The following is an 18153-nucleotide window of genomic DNA, read 5'->3' on the forward strand; positions in this document are numbered from 1 at the left end:
AGGGGACTCATACTTTGAAGAAATTACTTGTACCATTCATTCTTTTACTCGTACTAATTATCAGTGCATGCGGTAACAAAACAACAGGATCAACAGAAGAAGATGCTAAAGGTGCAGAAGAATCTGACACTATTACATATGAATCTGAAAATGGACCAATTGAAGTTCCAGCAGATCCACAAAGAGTTGTTGCATTAACAAATGCAGGTAATGTTTTGGCACTTGGTGTTAACCTTGTTGGAGTTGACTCTTGGACAATGACTAATCCACGCTATGAGGAGAAACTTAATAAAGATATCGAAGTTGTTTCAGATGAGAATATCGAAAAAATCGCTGAGCTTAAGCCAGATTTGATTATTGCTGCAAGCACAACGAAAAACCTTGATAAGCTTGGAAAAATCGCGCCAACTGTGTCATATACATATAATAAAGTCGACTATTTGACACAGCATCTTGAGATTGGAAAGCTTTTGAACAAAGAAAAAGAAGCACAAGAATGGCTTGATAACTTTAAAGCAGATGCGAAAGCTGCAGGAGAAGAAGTTAAAGCGAAAATCGGTGAAGACGCAACTGTTACTGTATTAGAAAGCTATGATAAGAGCATGTATGTTCTTGGCGACAACTGGGGCAGAGGAACAGAAGTACTTTATCAACAAATGGGCTTGAAAATGCCTGATAAAGTAAAAGAAATGGCTCAAAAAGAAGGCTATTACACAATTTCTTCTGAAGTACTTCCAGAATACGTTGGCGATTACTTAGTAATCAGCAAATATAACGACCAAGATAACTCATACCAGGAAACAGATGTTTATAAAGAAATTCCTGCTGTGAAAAATAATCATGTAATGGAAGCAAATGCATACGAATTTATCTACAATGATCCAATTTCTTTAGACTATCAATTAGAATTCTTTAAAGAGAATTTCTTGAAATAATTTTTAGTAAAAGCGCATCGACTAGGTGCGCTTTTTTACTTATCGTAAAATTACTTAAGGCCTATGTATTGTTATTGAATAAAATTCGGTTAAGATTTGTTTGTTGGCAGATGGAAATTTAAACTAGTGAACAATGACATATCAATTGAATGTGACTTTCTAAAAGATTTAAGTGGAAGAAATGCTATAATCCATTTAAAGAGAATTTACTTTATTTGATTGGAAAGGAACTAACATGAATCTTAATGCAAAGGCGATTGAATTATATGAAAACAATGAGTTGGATCAAGCACTGTTGCTATTTAAGGAAGCTGTAAGGCAGGAAAGGAATGTGCAGTCTTTACATAATCTAGCCTGGATGCTTTGTTATGAGGAGGATGATTTTCTTCAAGCTATTGTTTTGCTGGAGGAGGCAATTGTTAAGGAGCCAAATTCGCACTTTCCTTATCATTTACTCGGAGAAATATATATTAGAATAGAAAAACCTGATAAAGCGATCCCGATTCTTAAAAGAGGAATGGAGATGCTGTCTACAAAAGAGGCATATAATAATTTAGGTGTTGCGTTTTTCCAGGCCGGAGATAAAGCAAATGCTTCTGCTTTTTTTCTGAAAGCATCTGGAAGCTCTGACTATGCATTATATTCTCATGTCAAATGCTTAATTGAGCTTGGCAGTAATGATAGAGCTGAGTTACTTTTAGATACATTTACGATAGAGGATGAGGAGTTTGTTGGTGAAGTAGATTTGGCAGATTTATATGCAGAAATTAACTCGTTTATGAAGGCAAATCATTGGTACGATAAAGGTTGGGAAGAATATTTCAAGGAGCCTCATTGGGTAAGCAGGTATATTTATTGCCTTGTACAGGCAGGTGAAATAGAAAAGGCGAGAAACATTGTAGAAAGCTTAATCAAGGAAAAACAGTTAGAATTAGAAGAAGGTTTTGGAGATGAGTGTTTTGATGATTGGACCGAGGAAGAGAAGGAAGAAGAAATAAAAGAGCTTAAAACACATATAATTGAGTACGAAAAAATGATAGATGCAGCAATTGAAGGTATTAAGGAGCCACTGCACTTTGAGCCACAAATACAAACAGCTTGCTATTTATTTGGCTGTAAACGACACGGTAATCCAGAAGTTAAGGAAGTGTAGAGGTTAAAATAGAGGAAGTAACGCTCTAGAAAATAATATCTGCTTTTTACCAAAACTCCATTACAATTATAATCCCGTACATGATTGATTTCTGTATTGTAAGAGACTACCTGCAAGCAGATAGTCTCAAAGCCATATATTAAATTAGAAAATTATTAGCGAGTTGTACCTTGTTGACCAGCTAATTGTGATTGAGCTGTTGCTACAAGACGTTTTGTAATCTCACCACCAACTGAACCGTTGGCACGAGCTACTGTTTCAGCACCAAGCTGAACACCGAATTCTTGTGCAATTTCATATTTCATTTGCTCAAGTGCAGATTCAGCACCTGGCACTAATAGGTCGTTGCTGCTATTGTTGTTTGCCATTGTATTTCACCTCCTTGACGATTATCATCTCCTTTCACTGTTAAGTAATGTAGTGTAAATTTTGCCAGAATACCTATTGAATGCAGGATTATCCATGTTTGTTGCTATTAGTTTCTCTTTTCGAAAGCCACCCTCGTAAATCGTGTTTACTAAAAAGAGAGGAATGGAACGAACAAAAAACGAGAATGCTTTTGCATTCTCGTTTTAGCAATTGATTCAACTTTCTTGATCTTGGTCATTGTCTTGGTCGTTATCTTGATCTTGATCTGCATCAGCGTTAGCACGGGAACGAGATTGCACACGTGCTTTAGAATCGGAATTAACATCAATGTTTAAGTCGATTTTCGCATTTCCAGAATCTCTTACTTTCGCAACATTCGTGTTTTTATCAAGGTTTTTGATTGTGTTATCATTATCCACTTCTGTATCTGATCTTAAATCATTATCAACATCAAAATCTACATTGGATTTAGAACGACTGTCACTATCCCCTGAGCGAGAATCGGCGTTATTGCGTTGATTGTTATTACCTCCACCTAAGAACCATGGTTTTCTACTCATATTTTCCCCTCCTTTTTCATTATTCTTAAATAGTGTATTCGTAAATTAAAAGCTGAAATAGTTAAATACATTAGGACAAGCATGGATTTTTAGCACCAATTATGCGGAAAATTCCGGAGAAAAACGTAACAAAATGTTTATAAGTATCTACATATAATTCCTTTGAAATATTTGTTGTTGAATATAGGATATTTTTGGGCGATTAAGTAGATTGATTGAACTGGAAAAAAGAGAAGTAAAAGTAGTTGTTAAGGAAACCTGAGGCGTTTTATTGTTTTTTTCTCTGAATAAGGTCGTCCAATTACTTTAGAAGGAATGTCACACTAAAAGCCTTCACACATAATGGTGAAGGCTTTTAGTGAAGGTAATAAAACATATTTTCGGTAAATCATGATTAGTTTTATAATACCCAAGTAATGCTAAACTAAACGAAAATGTATTATTTTTTGGCAATGGTGAGATGAACAAGCAATGACAATATTTATTCAAATAATTCAACACTCAATGGAGCATACTCATTGAAGAGAATGTTAAAAGAGGGGCGAGTTATTTGAAGTGTCCACAATGTGTATATACAAATCCAGAGGGTGTGAAGTTTTGCATAAGCTGTGGAGAGAAGTTCATCAAAGATAATACTCCTGGCGACGACAACAGCTTCTTTTACGAATTTGCTCATTATGTTGATATGGTTCCAAACAAAGAACGGTCTGTTAATCCAAAATTCAATAATATATTTTCACGTGTATTCCATGATCACAGTGAATTAGAAGCAGAAAGGCTTTTTATCGTGGGCACTGCATTAACAACACCAAAGCTGTCAGAGGTAACAGACACTTGGCCGAAGCCGTGGCTGTTTGCAAGGGTTTTTATTATTGCACTTCTAACATTTGCAGGGTTTTACATAGGTGTCAGTTATTTTCATAATGCTAATTTTATTCCTGGTCTGATTATAACGGGCTCATTTGCAGTTCCGTTCACGACACTAATTTTCTTTTGGGAAATGAATGCCCCGCAAAATATTGCCTTTTACAGAGTAATGTATATCGTGTTGCTTGGCGGGATACTTTCCATGCTAGTCGCATTGGTGTTTTTTGATATACTAAGAAACACTTCAAATGCCATTACTACAGGTATTGTCGAGGAGCTTGCCAAAACAATCACAGTTATTTCATTTGTGCGGTTTCGAAAGTACAGATTTATTTTAAATGGTCTTCTTATAGGAGCAGCTGTTGGTGTGGGCTTTGCAGCCTTTGAAACTGCGGGATACGCATTAAGAGCCTTGCTTTCAGGTGGTGGGGAGCATTTGTACTATACCATTTTGTGGAGGGGGATACTCGCACCAGGTGGACATGTTGCTTGGTCCGCATTAGCAGGGGCAGCATTTTGCAGGGTACAGGGATCGGAAAATTTCAGACTAAGCATGCTGCTGCGCTTTCGATTTTTGCGTGTGTTTATATTAGTAGTACTATTGCATGCTTTTTGGGATTACGATGCCCCATGGATGTTTCCATATGGACAGCTTGGCCTCATGGCAGCCTCGTGGGTTGCAGTATTTTTGCTGATTCGTGCTGGTTTAAAAGAGATTGGAAGAATGAAATTAAAAATTTGAGAAGCAGGACACTGCTTCCTTTTTTTATAATGAAAATGAAAATAATTTTACGCACTCAAAATAACTAACGAATTAAAACATTGCAACTAAGAACTTCTAAAATAAACCGAGCAAATCCTAGCTAACTAAACATATTAGTGGAACTTAACTCCATATATTTCGTATAAGACTATAAAGATTCAAAAAGGTGGAGGAGTTGACTTTGCAGATAAATAAGGAAAAAGTAACAACATCAAAAGGAGTCGTGGAGTATTCAGTTTGTGGGAGTGGAGAACCGAATATTATCTTAATTAATGGTGGGTCTGGTCCTATTGAGGGCTGGATGAAGGTGTTAGAAGATGTTTCTAAGATGTCCTCTGTTTTTTGTTATAACCGACTTGGTGTAGGTGGCAGTGACAAACCGCAAGAAAATCAGGACGGAATAGCGATAATAGAGACTTTGCGTGAAACACTATCATTAATTGGCATAAAGCCTCCTTATGTGATTGTTGGTCATTCACTTGGCGGTTTGTACGCTAACCTTTTTGCTCGTCTTTATCCTGATGAAGTAGCTGCACTTGTTTTTTTAGAGGCAAGCCATCCCGAGGATATGAAGCTGGATGAGTATCAGGGGAAGATCATTAAAACGATTAATAAATTGCTGTCCATATTCGATTCATTATCTAAGCATAAAAAACTCGGCGAAGTGCATTTTGTTAAAGAGACTATTAGCCAACTCAATCTTCGTGAAACCTTTCCAGACATTCCTTTATATGTCGTAACAGGAACGAAGGAAAATCGGCTTATGCCGAAAGAAGCTTTAACGATTAGACGAAAAAATCAACTGGATTTATTATCTTTATCAAAAGATAGCAAACAAATGTTAGCAAATAACAGTGGGCATTTTCCACAGTTAACAGAGCCAAATTTAGTTATTGGAATTATTAATGAAGCGGTGCAGAAGTCTAGAAAGAATTGTTGAAATGAAAATATTGCGCTTACAAGCCTTTTTTGCTACTATTATTTCATAGCTAATGATTTTGAAAATTCTTCTTTACTAAATAAACAGGCAGGTGCAGTATGAAAAAAATCATATTTATGGATATAGACGGAACACTCGTTAATGATCACGGAATAATACCAGATTCAGCAAAACTTGCAATACGTTCAGCAAGGGAAAAAGGTCATTTAGTTTTTATATGTACAGGTCGTTCTAAAGCAGAGCTCTTTCCAGAAATATTAGAGGTCGGCTTTGACGGGATTATCGGAGCGGCTGGCGGTTATGTTGAAATAGATCAAGAGGTTTTGCTGCATGAAAAGGTCGCCACAGAAGATGTGCGAGATATTGTAGCTTATTTTGATAATCATGGTGTGGATTTTTATTTAGAATCCAATGGCGGATTATTTGCAAGTAAGAATTGTAAATCTCATATCCAAAACATAATAGATAAATTTCTTGATGAAAACCCTCATGCTGAAGAAGAAGTGAAGAAAGGCATACAGCCCTTTCATGATTGCTTGATTGAAGGGGAAGATTTGATCAGAGAAGATATAAATAAAATTTCCTTTTTAGGTTCAGACTTGCCAATTGCTGAAATCAGTAAGGAATTCTCAGCAAAATTCAATGTTATTTCAAGCACAGTTCCCATCTTCGGTGAAAACAGCGGAGAATTATCTGTTCCAGGCATTCATAAAGCAACCGCTATTGAAAAGCTTCTAAATCATTTGCAACTGGATAAGCAACATAGTTTTGCTTATGGTGATGGCTTAAATGATTTAGAAATGCTTGAATTCGTCCAATACGGTATTGCAATGGGAAATGCAAAAGAACCAGTTAAGCTTGCTGCAGATGATATAACAGATACACATGACGAACATGGTATTTATAACAGCTTTAAGAAATACGGTTTACTATAAAAAACATGCGGAAGAGCCTGGCTTTTCCGCATGTTTTTTATTCTTCTTTTTTAAAACGGTCACTTAAACTTCCATAAAGGAGCTGGGAGCCATACAATACAAACGTTTTTATTAGGAAAATAACGGACAATTGAAATTTAGTTAGTCTGACTAAAGTTACATAGCCTATTTTTTTTAATAAATCCATGCCGACATATGTAAACAGGGAATCCACAACAAGATTAACTAAAAGGTAAAGATTGAACTTACCAAATGTATATTTCAATATCCAGATGGAGCCAATAAGAAACGGACCGACAATTAAAGGCAGTTCGGCTAATACATTTGGTTTAACATTATACGGAAACCACCACCATTTTCTTTTTTCAGCCAATCTTCCCTCGAAAACAAGATATGTGCTCATCGTCAGTGCCGCGAAAAAATACTTTTTAAATGCCTTGTTTCCAATTAGCGGAATAGAAAGCCATGGCAAAACAGTCATAAGAATGACTAGCCTATTATTTTTTTTCATTCATATCAATCCTTAATTTAGATGTCTTTTTACTTTTTACTGTTTTTTTTTTCTTATACAGTTAATTCACATGAAAAAGCAATAAATGTCAAAAAAACATCCTTACATTTTGCTATCTTATAGATAGGTGGTACGAAGTATGACTTACAGTGAAGTTATTCGCCAATCAATTGAATTTATCGAGGAAAATATTCAGAAGGAGCTCCAGCTAGCTATTCTTGCCAGAAAAGCAGGCTTTTCGAAGTTCCATTACCATCGGGTATTTCTAAAAGAAATAGGGGTGTCTGCGTCTGAATATGTTCGCTACCGCAGACTGGCAACTGCTGCGAACATGCTGCTATATACAGATGAAAAAATAATCGATATTGCGTTTTACTTACGTTTTGAATCACAGGAATCCTTCAGCCGCTCCTTTAAAAAATATTATCATTTGCCACCAGGACAATATCGAAAAGTCATGACTAAGTTAACAATAAAAAGGGAGGAACTCGACGTGAAAGATAAGCAATTATTAAAAGGCTGGCATTTAAGTGGCACAAGTCCTGCCCAATATGAGATTGGGATTGATCGAGAAACTGTGCACAAAGGAAAAGCATCAGGATTTCTAAAAACTCTTACCACGACACCTCCGCATGAATTCGGAACAATGATGCAGCAATTCAAGGCAGACAAACACGCTGGTAAAAGGTTAAAGCTATCAGGTTTTATTAAATCAAGACAGGTAGAATTTTCCTGTGGCTTTTGGATGAGAGTGGATGACAGTTTAGGCGATGTCTTGCAATTTGATAATATGAGCAACCGTCCCATTACAGGTGACACAGAGTGGAATCATTATTCGATCGTTTTGGATATACCAAAAAATAGTGCAGTCATTGCATTTGGCGTATTGCTTTCAGGCAGCGGTCAAGTATGGATAGATGATTTGCGGTTTGAAGAAGTAGATGAACATACACCGACAACAAATATTGATATTCTTGAAGAGCTATTAGACGAGCCAGTGAATTTGTCATTTGAGGAATAACAGGTCAAGAAGTGCAAAAGAGTTTAATTATTAATGAACCGACAATTGGGAAATATACAGAAAAATGTATAAATAGCCTTTCGTTACTTGTTTATATCTTATAGAGAAATTAATTGTTAACTCACGAGGTACAAAGCTTACAATAATTGAACTAAATTAAATAGAATAGCTATTCCCATAATATTTCAACATAATAAGATTACCTGCAGAATTTGTCGGCATAAGACAAAATTCTGCAGGTTTTTTAATGTCGAAAAAGCGCATCGTTCCTATTTGGCAGTTTCATTTTTCGCGAAAATAATACATAACTATACAATGTTTTCAAAATCTAAACGTTTATTATCATAAAATTCACACTGCATTTACAATAATTCATTAAACTTACGTTGAAAGTTAAATACGGAGAGAGAGGGAAAGAAATTTGTCGAATAAAAGAGTACAGAAAAAGAATAAAAAAAATCAAAAGTCTACAATACCAATCTTATTATTAACAACATTATTAACTACACAAGGTGCATATACGGCGTCGGCAGCAGCTGATAATTCTGCCATTGAACCAAAACCAGGATCTTACGGCTATTATGTTGACGTATATGGCAGTAATGAAAGTTCAAATATGACCCCCGAAACCAACTCCTCTATCGGTGTGCTCTCCAGATTTTTAGATATTTGGCAGCCAGGAGATTCTTGGGATAACGGCACAGTTTTAAATGAGAGTGTACATAATCATAATATCAATACATCTATCGCTATTACGAAAAACCGTACAGAAGCAGAAGCGAAGGATGCATACCTTAGTGACCGCCGTAATCAGAACTACAGTGTTATAACAGGTCTTGGTCCTTATGCTGATAATTTTAAGGCAGGTGCTAATGCTGGAACAACGATTCCCGATGAAATCCCTCAAGATGCAACAAGTGTGAAATACGAGGATGGCGGAAACAGTAACGGAAATTGGGCAGAAACTAATTCCAGTCTCGGAAATATGGTAAATCTTATTAATACAATCCGCTGGACAGGAGCTTCTACTTCATCTGCAAAAGCTTACTATAGTTATAAACGCCCATTCCGTTGGAGTGAGGATGTAAGCATGCTGCCAACACTTGTTCCAGCAAAAAAGGATGACCCATCAAGTGACGGAGGTTTCCCAAGCGGACATACGAATGCTGCTTATTTAGCATCATACGGACTTGCTTACGCAGTGCCAGAACGGTTTGAAGAAATGATAACAAGAGCATCAGAGCTTGGAAACAGCCGAATTGTTGCAGGCATGCATTCACCACTTGACGTCATTGGCGGCCGAGTTATGTCGACAGCTGTTGCTGCAGCGGCATTGAATGATCCAGCAAATAAAGCGGTGAAGGAAGCTGCCTTTAAAGAAGCACATGAAGTGCTGCTAACACAGGAAGGCACTTCTTATGATGCCTATAGTGATTACGAAACAAACAAGCAAAAATATACAGAACGTCTTACTTACGGTTTTCAACAGATTGGGGATACAACAAAACAAATGGTTGTGCCAAAGGGTGCAGAGGTTTTATTAGAAACACGCTTCCCGTACTTAGATGACATGCAGCGCCGTTGGGTTCTATATACAACTGGCTTGCCATCTGGATATCCTGTTTTAGATGACACAGAAGGCTGGGGCCGTTTAAATCTATTTGCAGCTGCTGGTGGATATGAGGATTTTGAAACAGATGTAAATGTAACAATGGACAGCTCACTTGGCGGCTTTAATGCTGCTGATAGCTGGAAAAACGACATCGCTGGTTCAGGTAAGCTGACAAAGGCTGGCACTGGTGTGTTAACACTGACTGGTGATAACACATACGCAGGTGGAACAGTTATTGAGGAAGGTTCCCTAGTTGCAAGTTCAAGCACGGCGTTTGGTACAGGTGATGTAATCAATAATGGCGGAACAGTTAATGAAAGTGTAGCGAGCAGTCTGACAATCGAACAAGACTTTACTCAAACAGATGCGGGAACACTTGAACTCCAGATTGGCAGCAAGGAAGAAGTGTTAAATATTGATGGAGAAGCTACATTCGGGGGTACATTAAAGCTTCATTTTACGGATGGTTATGTACCTGCAGAGGATGCAAATATCATCAGCTACAGCTCATTGGCTGATGACAGCAAATTTGCTGCAGTCGAAATAACAGGCTTACCTGAAAACTATCAAGTAGCATATGTGGATAATGCAGTCCGTATTGTATCAGCGGAGCAGGAAGAAACAGATAATAATAACCCTGAAACTCCAGCGAATCCAGATGAACCAGTTGATAACGAAGAAGAGAGCAATACAGACAATCCAACACCAGTTAACCCAGACGATAACACAAATGAAGAAACTACAAATGGAGAAAACACAAATCAAGATAACAATAATGCTGGTAATCATACGCAAGAAGAAAGTACTAATGAAGCAGGAAGCAATACTGAAAATGTAAGCACAGGAAGTAAAACAGCGGACACAGGTTCAGTGAAGAACCCGCACACAGGTGATGATACAAACATCTTCTTATATGTAGGTACATTACTAGCATCAGCAGCAGCAGCTGCCATCGTATTTTGGAAAAGAAAGCTGAATAAAGCAGACCAATAATTCATTCAACAAGCTCCCCTAAAGCCATGGCTAAAGAGGAGCATCTTTCATTTCAAGCATAAAAGGCGGATGAACGTGACAACAACTATACAGCGAAAAAAAATCAACTGGATCCAAGCATTAATCCTGCTTATTTCTCTTGTCATATTCGTATTTAGTCTCTTTAAAATTAGCGATATTGTGTATAGCTATGCGAAAAACGACGAAATCATGAGGGATATTCAAGTAGTTTACCATAAAGAGGCACAAGCAAATAATTCAGCTTCTACTGCACCTCTTCAAAGTCTGACAGACATTAATGAAGATATAGTTGGCTGGTTGACAATTGCTGATACAAAAATTGACTATCCAATCCTGCAGACCAAAAATAATGATTATTACTTAACACATAACTACAAAAACGAAGCGTCAAAAGAAGGCAGTATTTTTATGGATTATCGAAACAATCCAGACACGACAAACAGACAAACGATTCTTTATGGCCATGAAATGAAAAATGGCGCTATGTTTGGTGAATTGAAGAAGTTTTTAGATGTGGATTTCTTTTCCCAGCATAAACGTTTTTCCTATCAAACAAACGCTGACAATTATGAGGTGGAAATATTTTCTGTTTATGCAACAACTACAAGTTTTGATTATTTAAAGACAGAGTTCTCCAGTGAAGCTGATTACAAGGAATATTTACAAACTATTACAGATAAATCTATTTATGACTCAAACGTAACAATAAGTGAACAAGACCAAATAATCACATTATCAACATGCAGCAACATATCTGATCCGAATGAAGGCAGACTTGTCGTTCATGGGAAATTGCAAAAGATTTCGTCTTAATGAAAAGTGAAATAAAGGGAATTCGCTTTTTACCTAGAATCATAAGATATAGCGTAATAGCAAAAAATTCTTAACTGGGTGATGAAAATAGAAAAACTGAAGATGCAAAAATGGATGGATTTCACCTCAAACATGAATTATGTTGATGGTCAAATAACTAATGACGGTACGTTAGTGTTGATAGAAACCGAATTACCGGAACTCGAATATAGACAGTGGCCTGTTCCTAAAAGAAATTGGACAATTCGAATGTTAAAAGATGACAAAAATGAAATCTTAGAATTAAAAAACGTTCCGCTTATCCCGTCTATGGTTGACTTTTTTTCAGATGGTACTATTTTAATTGTTCAATCCCGATGTGATGGTGATGGTGAAAAACTTGCCCGAAATGCTCGCCGCTATAATCCGAATGGCCAATTAATCAGTGCCTTTACACTTGGTGATGGTATTAATAGCGTCCAAATTGATGAGACAGACACTATTTGGGTCAGTTATTTTGACGAAGGAGTATTCGGGGATTATGAATATGGTGAACCTATGGGAAGTGATGGGTTAGTTGCTTATTCTATTGAAGGACAAAAGCTTTGGGGAGCCAGTCCTTATGAAGTTGCTGATTGTTACGCACTAAATGTCGTACATTCAAAGGAAGTATATTTTTACTACTACGTTGATTTTCATCTAGTACAGCTTAGCGAACAGCAAGAAGTAGCGCGGTTCGTAGTAGAAGGTGATGATACCTTTCACCAATTTATCTTCGATCACCAAAGCATGATTGTCCAAGTGGATAGCTATACAATCAAGCGCTATAAAATAAGAAATCGTACCATTACTCCTGCTGATAATGTGTACCTTATTGATGAAAATGGAAAGCGAATAAGTGGGCAGGTTTTTATGCGCGGCAAGTTTCTTTATGCATTTGGCAAAAACGGCTTATATCGTAAAACCTTTTCGGGAGTATTCACTTTCGTCTATAAAAAGGCAGGACTCAACCATCAGGCTGAGTCCTTTAATTAGTTAGGTGATATTTATAATAATCTTGAGCATGGTAGCTTCTAAAACCACAGGCTTCATAAAGCTTAAGCGCATGGTGATTTTTAGCCTCTACTTCAAGATAAATAGATAGACCTTTCTGATTTAAGTTGGTAACAATGCTGGATAAAGCTTTTCTGCCAATTCCCTTGCCTTGAAGTGCCGGAAAGATCGCAAACCCATAAATCCATGCTTCATTATTTACTTCAGCAACTCTCATTTTTCCTGCTGTTTTCCCGTCTACTGCAATTATTAATCTTTGCTCTTGCCTGTTTTCTCTAAGTATTTCATTATAATGACGTGCTTCCTCCTCTTTAAACCCAAATGCTTGAATATCCAGTTGGACTTCCGCTTCAAAATCCTCATCTGAAAGGGATGGCCTAACAACAACAGTAGGATCTACATTCATTTCTGTTGTTTGCCATTTCATTTGATATTCGGTCATATAATACGTACAAGGGAGGTTTTTAAGATAATTTTTTGCAGATGAAGAGTCAGCAGGTGCATTTAACAATATAGTCTCAATCTGGCGATCATTTAAGTCTTTCACACAAGCTTTAAACAGCATCGAAAAAATTCCTTTCCGACGAAAGTCAGGATGAACCATGCCGCATATCTCCGCTTTATCCCCAAAACCATAGCTACCGAGAAATCCGACTAGCTTTCCGTCTTCATAATGAAAATAATCCTCCTGTACATCTCCTTTTCTAGTTTCGAGCATATCAAAATTAAGCTTTAATTCGTATCGCTCTTTGTTTTCACATATAGCCTTTAGGTTTTTTATTGCGGTTAATTCTTCGTTTGTTAGCATGACTGCAAGCACCTCACTTCTTATAAAACACTATATAACTATCATACATGATTTATACAAGATTTATACAAGATATTAGTTGATAATGCTAACTAATATCCAGATATTATCACCTTGATTAAAGGATAAATGCAAACCATGCTTATTATTTGTGCGGTTTGATTTATAAAGTACCTATAAACTTAATTTCTAAGGATAACTTTTATACTTAACATTGATAAAAACCTAACAAAGTCTATTTGAAGGATGCAAATCATCAATTGGTGTAAAATAAGTGTAAAAAGCTTGATTGGAGTTATCTTCATGGAAATAAAAACAGTTGCAAAATGGGACGAAGAGCTATGGCAGGATGCTAATACCATCTACAAAGAAGCATTCGGAGAAAAAGGGGCAAAGCCTGTTAAAATTATCAAAAATATGCTGGCAAAGGGGATAGCAGAGCTTCATGTGGGCTACAGTGATGCAAAACCGATTGTCATGGCACTCACAGGGAAACTAACACATGAAAAGGTAATGCTCATCGACTATTTAGCCGTATTAGAAAAAGAGCGAAATCACGGTATTGGCAAACAATTTGTTACATTAATGAGCCAAAAGGCAATGTCAGAAGGATACGAAATGTTAATTATCGAAGCAGAGTCAGAAACGACACCAGACAACTTAAGGCGTATGGCATTTTGGCAAACATGCGGTTTTTATCTCACTTCATATATCCATACATATATTTGGGTTCCTGAAACCTATCAGGCGATGTATCTTCCACTGACAAATAAAGAGACGAAGAAACACGGAGAAGAATTGTTTGTTTATGTTAATACATTTCACCGAATGTCTTTTAGTGACATTAAGAAATAAGTTTTTCTGAGTCAAATCTACGGATGAATTGAAAGATAGTTCTGAAAAGGGATTATACCAAACTTATAAAAAGACAAGCACGCAAGGTGTCGCTATAATGGAATACGGAGGTGTTATCATGACAGAGAATTCTATTACCATTAGATTTGCCATACTACTTGGATTATTAGAGGGACGCGAGCCGATGCCAAAGGATGTTGGTATTGCTGTTTCCCCAGAGGAGTTTAATGCAGAGGTGCAAAAAATGGAGCACGAAGGTATTATTGCCAATGTTAAATATGCAAGAGGTGCTCGTGACGAAGTGCTGGTCGTATTTCTGAAGGAAGCGGTCGTAACTCCCCGTGGCAATGCATACATAGATGAATTAATGAAACGTTATTCTTAAAAAGGCAATCGAATTATTCGGTTGTCTTTTTTATACGGAAAGATCATTAATAAATCCAAAACGAAATTATGGTATTATGTGGTAAAGAGTGACACTAGGAGGAGATACAGTGGAATTTTTTATTACGATAATGGTGTTAGTTATCATGATTAGCTGCCTATCAATCGAAGGCAAATTAAAAAAGCAAGCAGATCAACAAAAAGAAATGGTTGAATTATTAAAGGAGATGAAAGACAAGTTATAAGCAGCATTTGAAAATAGAAATTTATATACATAGACATGTTATACTAATATAAACAGAACAATTTTATGGAGGATTTATTTTGAATTATGTTTTAGACCATGTCGGTATTGCCGTAAGAAGCATTGATGATACATTACCATTTTATCTTACTGTATTAAAAGGCACTTTAGAGGACCGTTATACAAGTGATGCGCCAGGTGTTGAAGTGCATGTTGCTGTTGTGCGAACAGAAGATAAAGTAATCGAATTACTAGAACCAACAAACAAAAACTCGCCAATGGCCCGTTTTATTAAACAGCGAGGCAAAGGGGTACATCATCTTGCCTATCGGGTTGATAATTTAGATGATGCAATATATGAAGCCAAAAAAGAAGGAGTCCGTTTTCTCGAGGATACACGAAGAGTTAACGCACGAGGAAGACGGCTAATTTACTTAAATCCGGCTTCGACGAACGGGACGTTAATTGAGTTTTGTGATTATGTAAAGAGTTAATACCATTAGTACCTTTAAAGTATGGAAAAAGGAGCATGTTAAATATGCTCCTTCTTTTCATACTGTTTTTAAGTTTCTGGGATGATGGTTATGGCAACGGTTCTAAAAGGCTCACTGTCCTTATTTGTTTGCGAGCTGTTATGATATTTAACTATTAGCTCGTTTAGTTCTTGTTGAAAATCATGAAAGCTCTTTTCGTCAAGCTTCATTTCTGCTAAAGAAAAGGTGGAAAGATCCTTTGGAGTATCTTGGTCTTTTAATTTTGTTAAATAGCTCTGGTATTGATTTAAAAGCGATATTTGATAATACGAAAAATAATTAAGTTTATCCTCCATTGATGCGTTCTGCCATTCTTCACCCTTCAGTTTCGCTTCCTCAGCATTGATAGCATAATACTTCTCAACAACAGAACGAACCTTTTTTTCCTTAACAATCCGGATAATTCCTGCATCGAGCATAACCTGAATATGGCGATACACCGTTGCTTGTGGTACTTCTTTAATAATCTTTACCATTTCTAACGGTGTTAGTCCGTTCTCACCACTTCTCATTAAGGCCTGTGATATTTTTATTCGCACTGGATGGATTAATGCTTCCGCTTTATTTACCATAATTTGCTCCATTCTAAAAAGTGTATTTCTTTTAAATTCAGTTATAACAGTCGATTTAACTGTCCTTCTATCACTGTCCACTTCTGCTAATTAGTTTTACATTTTGATAATGTTATCATTATATAAAATAATAATGAATTTAACAATCTTATGGAAACAAGAGTGCTAAAAGGAAAGATTTATGTTATCGTTATCAATAATGATAATATAAAAGGAGGTAAAAAACTGTATGAATGTACATTATGGATTGGATGATTTAAAGGACTTTGATATTGTCTCGATTTTGCCAATTATATTGCCGTTTTTTTTAATAGGCTTTATTTTAGTTGTCCTTGCTTTAATTGATTTATTTAGGAATCGAACATATCAGCAGCATGTGTTTGTGTGGACGCTTATCATTGTGCTTGTTAACCCACTTGGCCCGATTTTGTATTTTATGATAGGAAGAAAGGGGAAAGAATATCGATGAAATTAGAAATAAAGAATGTAACGAAAGCATATAAGCACAAGATTGCCGTTCATAACTTTTCAATGGAGGTCCATACTGGTCAATGTCTTGGTTTAATCGGACCAAATGGAGCAGGTAAGTCAACTTTAATTAAAATGGTCGCGAATATTATAAATCCCGATAAAGGGCAGATTTTTTTAGATGGAAAAATAATATCATCCATGAAGAAAGAAATCGGCTATTTACCGCAATTCCCAAACTTTTATCACTGGATGACAGCAACGGAAACGCTTATGTTCATGGGACAGCTGTCAGGGTTGAATAGAGAAAAGCTAAAGAGAGAAATTCCTCAAATCCTAACGAAAGTCGGCTTGAGTAAAGAAGCGAACACCAGGGTTAAAAATTTCTCAGGCGGTATGAAGCAAAGACTAGGAATAGCACAAGCATTATTACATAAACCGGCATTTATTGTCATGGATGAACCAGTCTCAGCATTAGATCCTATCGGCAGAAGAGAGGTATTGAACATCATGCAAGAAATAAAAAAAGAAACCACGATTCTTTTGTCTACCCATATTTTGCAGGATGCAGAAGAAATTTGTGAAAGGTTTGTCATTATTAAAGAAGGACAAAAGATCGAGGATACGACAATCGCTGACTTAGTTAATAGAGATAGCAATAACAAAATTAAATTTGAAATCACTGAAGCTAGTATGCATTGGCCTAATATTATTAAAGAGTTCTCCTATGTTAAGAATGTCGAGGTCTTTGGTAATAAAGTGATAATAGAAGTGGCAGATATACAGTCGAATAAAAATATGTTACTAGCAAGTGCTCTTGAGCATCATGTAGATATTATAAAATTTACAATGGAAACCGATAGTTTAGAAGAAATATTTCTGAAGCTGGTGGTGTAAACATGACTAACTTTGCTCTGTTAACAAAAAAAGAATTAGTGCAAACGCTGCGTGAATTGAAAGTTGTTTGGTTCCCGCTTGTATTTATCTTTTTGGGAATGTCTCAACCAATCATGAACTATTATTTACCTGCTATTATTAAATCTTTAGGAGGAAATCAAGGAATAATCGTTGAACCTAATATGCTAGTGCAAAAAGGGGGAGCAGTGTTAGCAGGTACGCTTGGCTCTCAATTTGATCAGCTAGGAGTTATTATAGTGATCGTTTCCTTAATGGGAACAGTCCAATCCGACAAAGCAAACGGCATGTTAGCATTTATTATGACAAGACCAGTTAGTGTTGCCGAATATCTATCAGCTAAAGTGGTCGCTAATTATCTGTTTGTTGCAGCGAGTGTTGCAATAGGATATCTGGTTTCCTACTTATATGTGAATTTTTTATTTTCCAATGTGAATCTTGTTGATATGCTGTTAGCCCTGTTTTTTTATTTAGTCTGGGTCCTATTTATTGTTATGTTCACGACGATGGTAAGTACATTATTTAATGGTCAAGGCATAATCGCATTAATATCCATTGTAATTTTATTACTATGCAGAGTTATTGTCGGCATAAATCCTGTTATTGATTTGATTAATCCTGCAACTATGAGCAAGCATGCTGTCGAAGTGCTAACGATGAGGACAATTAATGCTAATTTAGGCTGGAATCTGCTCATAACATTGCTTTTAAGTATATTAGTTATACTGGTGTCACATAAATGGATCGGACTTAAGAAGTATCACAACGTATAAATCTCTTTTGTATGTGATTCACTGTGACGCTTCACAAAAAAAGCGGTTACCCAACTATTTCGGGTACCCGCTTGCC

General features: G+C 36.4%; 21 protein-coding genes. 16 read left to right on the top strand and 5 right to left on the bottom strand.

All coding sequences use genetic code 11. The annotated features are described in order from the left end of the window. The first annotated feature begins 14 nt into the window (after positions 1–14). Positions 15–935 (top strand): iron-hydroxamate ABC transporter substrate-binding protein, encoded by a 921-nt coding sequence (locus CEQ21_RS04190; RefSeq protein ID WP_185763389.1) that lies wholly within the window; start codon positions 15–17, stop codon positions 933–935. Between the two features lie 235 nt (positions 936–1170). Beyond that, a complete protein-coding gene (locus CEQ21_RS04195) occupies positions 1171–2088 on the top strand; it encodes a tetratricopeptide repeat protein (protein WP_185763390.1) in 918 nt (305 codons plus the stop codon). 155 nt (positions 2089–2243) lie between these two features. Here CEQ21_RS04195 and CEQ21_RS04200 read toward each other — a convergent pair whose 3' ends face one another. Continuing rightward, on the bottom strand, positions 2244–2456 hold the full coding sequence (locus CEQ21_RS04200; protein WP_185763391.1) for an alpha/beta-type small acid-soluble spore protein: 213 nt from the start codon (positions 2454–2456) through the stop codon (positions 2244–2246). Between the two features lie 216 nt (positions 2457–2672). Further along, positions 2673–3017 carry a hypothetical protein gene (locus CEQ21_RS04205; protein ID WP_185763392.1) on the bottom strand — a complete coding sequence of 115 codons (345 nt, stop codon included), beginning with the start codon at positions 3015–3017 and terminating at the stop codon, positions 2673–2675. 550 nt (positions 3018–3567) lie between these two features. Between CEQ21_RS04205 and CEQ21_RS04210 the strand changes: the two genes are divergently transcribed. The 3 genes from CEQ21_RS04210 to CEQ21_RS04220 all read left to right on the top strand — a co-directional run bounded on the left by CEQ21_RS04210 (position 3568) and on the right by CEQ21_RS04220 (position 6522). Then, complete coding sequence (locus CEQ21_RS04210) at positions 3568–4626, top strand: PrsW family glutamic-type intramembrane protease (RefSeq protein ID WP_185763393.1); 1059 nt, start codon at positions 3568–3570, stop codon at positions 4624–4626. Positions 4627–4828: 202 nt separating this feature from the next. Then, the gene (locus tag CEQ21_RS04215) at positions 4829–5587 is read left to right on the top strand and encodes an alpha/beta fold hydrolase (protein WP_185763394.1); all 759 of its coding nucleotides are present in this window, start codon (positions 4829–4831) and stop codon (positions 5585–5587) included. 98 nt (positions 5588–5685) lie between these two features. Continuing rightward, positions 5686–6522, top strand: coding sequence for a Cof-type HAD-IIB family hydrolase (locus CEQ21_RS04220; RefSeq protein ID WP_185763395.1), 837 nt, complete (start codon positions 5686–5688; stop codon positions 6520–6522). Positions 6523–6559: 37 nt separating this feature from the next. Here CEQ21_RS04220 and CEQ21_RS04225 read toward each other — a convergent pair whose 3' ends face one another. Continuing rightward, the gene (locus CEQ21_RS04225) at positions 6560–7033 is read right to left on the bottom strand and encodes a hypothetical protein (RefSeq protein WP_185763396.1); all 474 of its coding nucleotides are present in this window, start codon (positions 7031–7033) and stop codon (positions 6560–6562) included. A gap of 139 nt (positions 7034–7172) precedes the next feature. On the opposite strand from CEQ21_RS04225, the gene CEQ21_RS04230 reads away from it, so the two are divergent. From CEQ21_RS04230 to CEQ21_RS04245, 4 genes are all read left to right on the top strand, one after another. Further along, positions 7173–8054 carry a helix-turn-helix transcriptional regulator gene (locus tag CEQ21_RS04230; protein ID WP_185763397.1) on the top strand — a complete coding sequence of 294 codons (882 nt, stop codon included), beginning with the start codon at positions 7173–7175 and terminating at the stop codon, positions 8052–8054. A 421-nt stretch (positions 8055–8475) separates the two neighbouring features. Further along, entirely contained in the window at positions 8476–10659 is a 2184-nt protein-coding gene (locus tag CEQ21_RS04235; protein ID WP_213087326.1) for an acid phosphatase, read from the top strand. 75 nt (positions 10660–10734) lie between these two features. Further along, positions 10735–11493, top strand: a complete 759-nt coding sequence (srtB, locus tag CEQ21_RS04240) for a class B sortase (RefSeq protein ID WP_185763398.1) — start codon at positions 10735–10737, stop codon at positions 11491–11493. A gap of 114 nt (positions 11494–11607) precedes the next feature. After that, complete coding sequence (locus CEQ21_RS04245; protein ID WP_185763399.1) at positions 11608–12507, top strand: hypothetical protein; 900 nt, start codon at positions 11608–11610, stop codon at positions 12505–12507. Here the strand turns inward: CEQ21_RS04245 and CEQ21_RS04250 are convergent. Then, positions 12500–13333, bottom strand: a complete 834-nt coding sequence (locus CEQ21_RS04250; RefSeq protein ID WP_185763400.1) for a GNAT family N-acetyltransferase — start codon at positions 13331–13333, stop codon at positions 12500–12502. The genes CEQ21_RS04245 and CEQ21_RS04250 overlap by 8 nt on opposite strands. A 303-nt stretch (positions 13334–13636) precedes the next feature. On the opposite strand from CEQ21_RS04250, the gene CEQ21_RS04255 reads away from it, so the two are divergent. The 4 genes from CEQ21_RS04255 (at position 13637) to CEQ21_RS04265 (ending at position 15310) form a co-directional block, all read left to right on the top strand. Beyond that, entirely contained in the window at positions 13637–14188 is a 552-nt protein-coding gene (locus tag CEQ21_RS04255; protein WP_185763401.1) for a GNAT family N-acetyltransferase, read from the top strand. A gap of 97 nt (positions 14189–14285) precedes the next feature. Beyond that, on the top strand, positions 14286–14573 hold the full coding sequence (locus CEQ21_RS04260) for a hypothetical protein (RefSeq protein WP_185763402.1): 288 nt from the start codon (positions 14286–14288) through the stop codon (positions 14571–14573). A 109-nt stretch (positions 14574–14682) separates the two neighbouring features. Beyond that, the gene (locus CEQ21_RS27235) at positions 14683–14817 is read left to right on the top strand and encodes a hypothetical protein (RefSeq protein ID WP_268878974.1); all 135 of its coding nucleotides are present in this window, start codon (positions 14683–14685) and stop codon (positions 14815–14817) included. A gap of 79 nt (positions 14818–14896) precedes the next feature. After that, a complete protein-coding gene (locus CEQ21_RS04265; RefSeq protein ID WP_185763403.1) occupies positions 14897–15310 on the top strand; it encodes a VOC family protein in 414 nt (137 codons plus the stop codon). A gap of 68 nt (positions 15311–15378) precedes the next feature. Here CEQ21_RS04265 and CEQ21_RS04270 read toward each other — a convergent pair whose 3' ends face one another. After that, complete coding sequence (locus CEQ21_RS04270; protein ID WP_185763404.1) at positions 15379–15921, bottom strand: helix-turn-helix domain-containing protein; 543 nt, start codon at positions 15919–15921, stop codon at positions 15379–15381. A gap of 229 nt (positions 15922–16150) precedes the next feature. Here CEQ21_RS04270 and CEQ21_RS04275 point away from each other — a divergent pair, with 229 nt between their 5' ends. From CEQ21_RS04275 to CEQ21_RS04285, 3 genes are read left to right on the top strand one after another with little or no spacing between them, the layout of a single operon-like run. Further along, entirely contained in the window at positions 16151–16390 is a 240-nt protein-coding gene (locus CEQ21_RS04275; protein ID WP_185763405.1) for a PLD nuclease N-terminal domain-containing protein, read from the top strand. Then, positions 16387–17286 (top strand): ABC transporter ATP-binding protein, encoded by a 900-nt coding sequence (locus tag CEQ21_RS04280; protein WP_185763406.1) that lies wholly within the window; start codon positions 16387–16389, stop codon positions 17284–17286. The genes CEQ21_RS04275 and CEQ21_RS04280 overlap by 4 nt, the downstream gene beginning before the upstream one ends. A 2-nt stretch (positions 17287–17288) precedes the next feature. Continuing rightward, the gene (locus CEQ21_RS04285; RefSeq protein WP_185763407.1) at positions 17289–18077 is read left to right on the top strand and encodes an ABC transporter permease subunit; all 789 of its coding nucleotides are present in this window, start codon (positions 17289–17291) and stop codon (positions 18075–18077) included. The last annotated feature ends 76 nt before the right edge of the window (positions 18078–18153 follow it).

The organism is Niallia circulans (assembly GCF_007273535.1).
GTDB lineage: Bacteria > Bacillota > Bacilli > Bacillales > Cytobacillaceae > Niallia > Niallia circulans_B.

Excerpts from the sequence above, each read along its gene's own strand:
- CEQ21_RS04205 (WP_185763392.1), bottom strand. The coding sequence starts at position 3,017 with ATGAGTAGAAAACCATGGTTCTTAGGTGGAGGTAATAACAATCAACGC.
- CEQ21_RS04245 (WP_185763399.1), top strand. The coding sequence starts at position 11,608 with ATGGATTTCACCTCAAACATGAATTATGTTGATGGTCAAATAACTAAT.
- CEQ21_RS04260 (WP_185763402.1), top strand. The coding sequence starts at position 14,286 with ATGGAATACGGAGGTGTTATCATGACAGAGAATTCTATTACCATTAGA.
- CEQ21_RS04230 (WP_185763397.1), top strand. The coding sequence starts at position 7,173 with ATGACTTACAGTGAAGTTATTCGCCAATCAATTGAATTTATCGAGGAA.
- CEQ21_RS04285 (WP_185763407.1), top strand. The coding sequence starts at position 17,289 with ATGACTAACTTTGCTCTGTTAACAAAAAAAGAATTAGTGCAAACGCTG.
- CEQ21_RS04220 (WP_185763395.1), top strand. The coding sequence starts at position 5,686 with ATGAAAAAAATCATATTTATGGATATAGACGGAACACTCGTTAATGAT.
- CEQ21_RS04250 (WP_185763400.1), bottom strand. The coding sequence starts at position 13,333 with ATGCTAACAAACGAAGAATTAACCGCAATAAAAAACCTAAAGGCTATA.
- CEQ21_RS04225 (WP_185763396.1), bottom strand. The coding sequence starts at position 7,033 with ATGAAAAAAAATAATAGGCTAGTCATTCTTATGACTGTTTTGCCATGG.
- CEQ21_RS04200 (WP_185763391.1), bottom strand. The coding sequence starts at position 2,456 with ATGGCAAACAACAATAGCAGCAACGACCTATTAGTGCCAGGTGCTGAA.
- CEQ21_RS04275 (WP_185763405.1), top strand. The coding sequence starts at position 16,151 with ATGAATGTACATTATGGATTGGATGATTTAAAGGACTTTGATATTGTC.
- CEQ21_RS04255 (WP_185763401.1), top strand. The coding sequence starts at position 13,637 with ATGGAAATAAAAACAGTTGCAAAATGGGACGAAGAGCTATGGCAGGAT.
- CEQ21_RS04270 (WP_185763404.1), bottom strand. The coding sequence starts at position 15,921 with ATGGTAAATAAAGCGGAAGCATTAATCCATCCAGTGCGAATAAAAATA.
- CEQ21_RS04280 (WP_185763406.1), top strand. The coding sequence starts at position 16,387 with ATGAAATTAGAAATAAAGAATGTAACGAAAGCATATAAGCACAAGATT.
- CEQ21_RS04195 (WP_185763390.1), top strand. The coding sequence starts at position 1,171 with ATGAATCTTAATGCAAAGGCGATTGAATTATATGAAAACAATGAGTTG.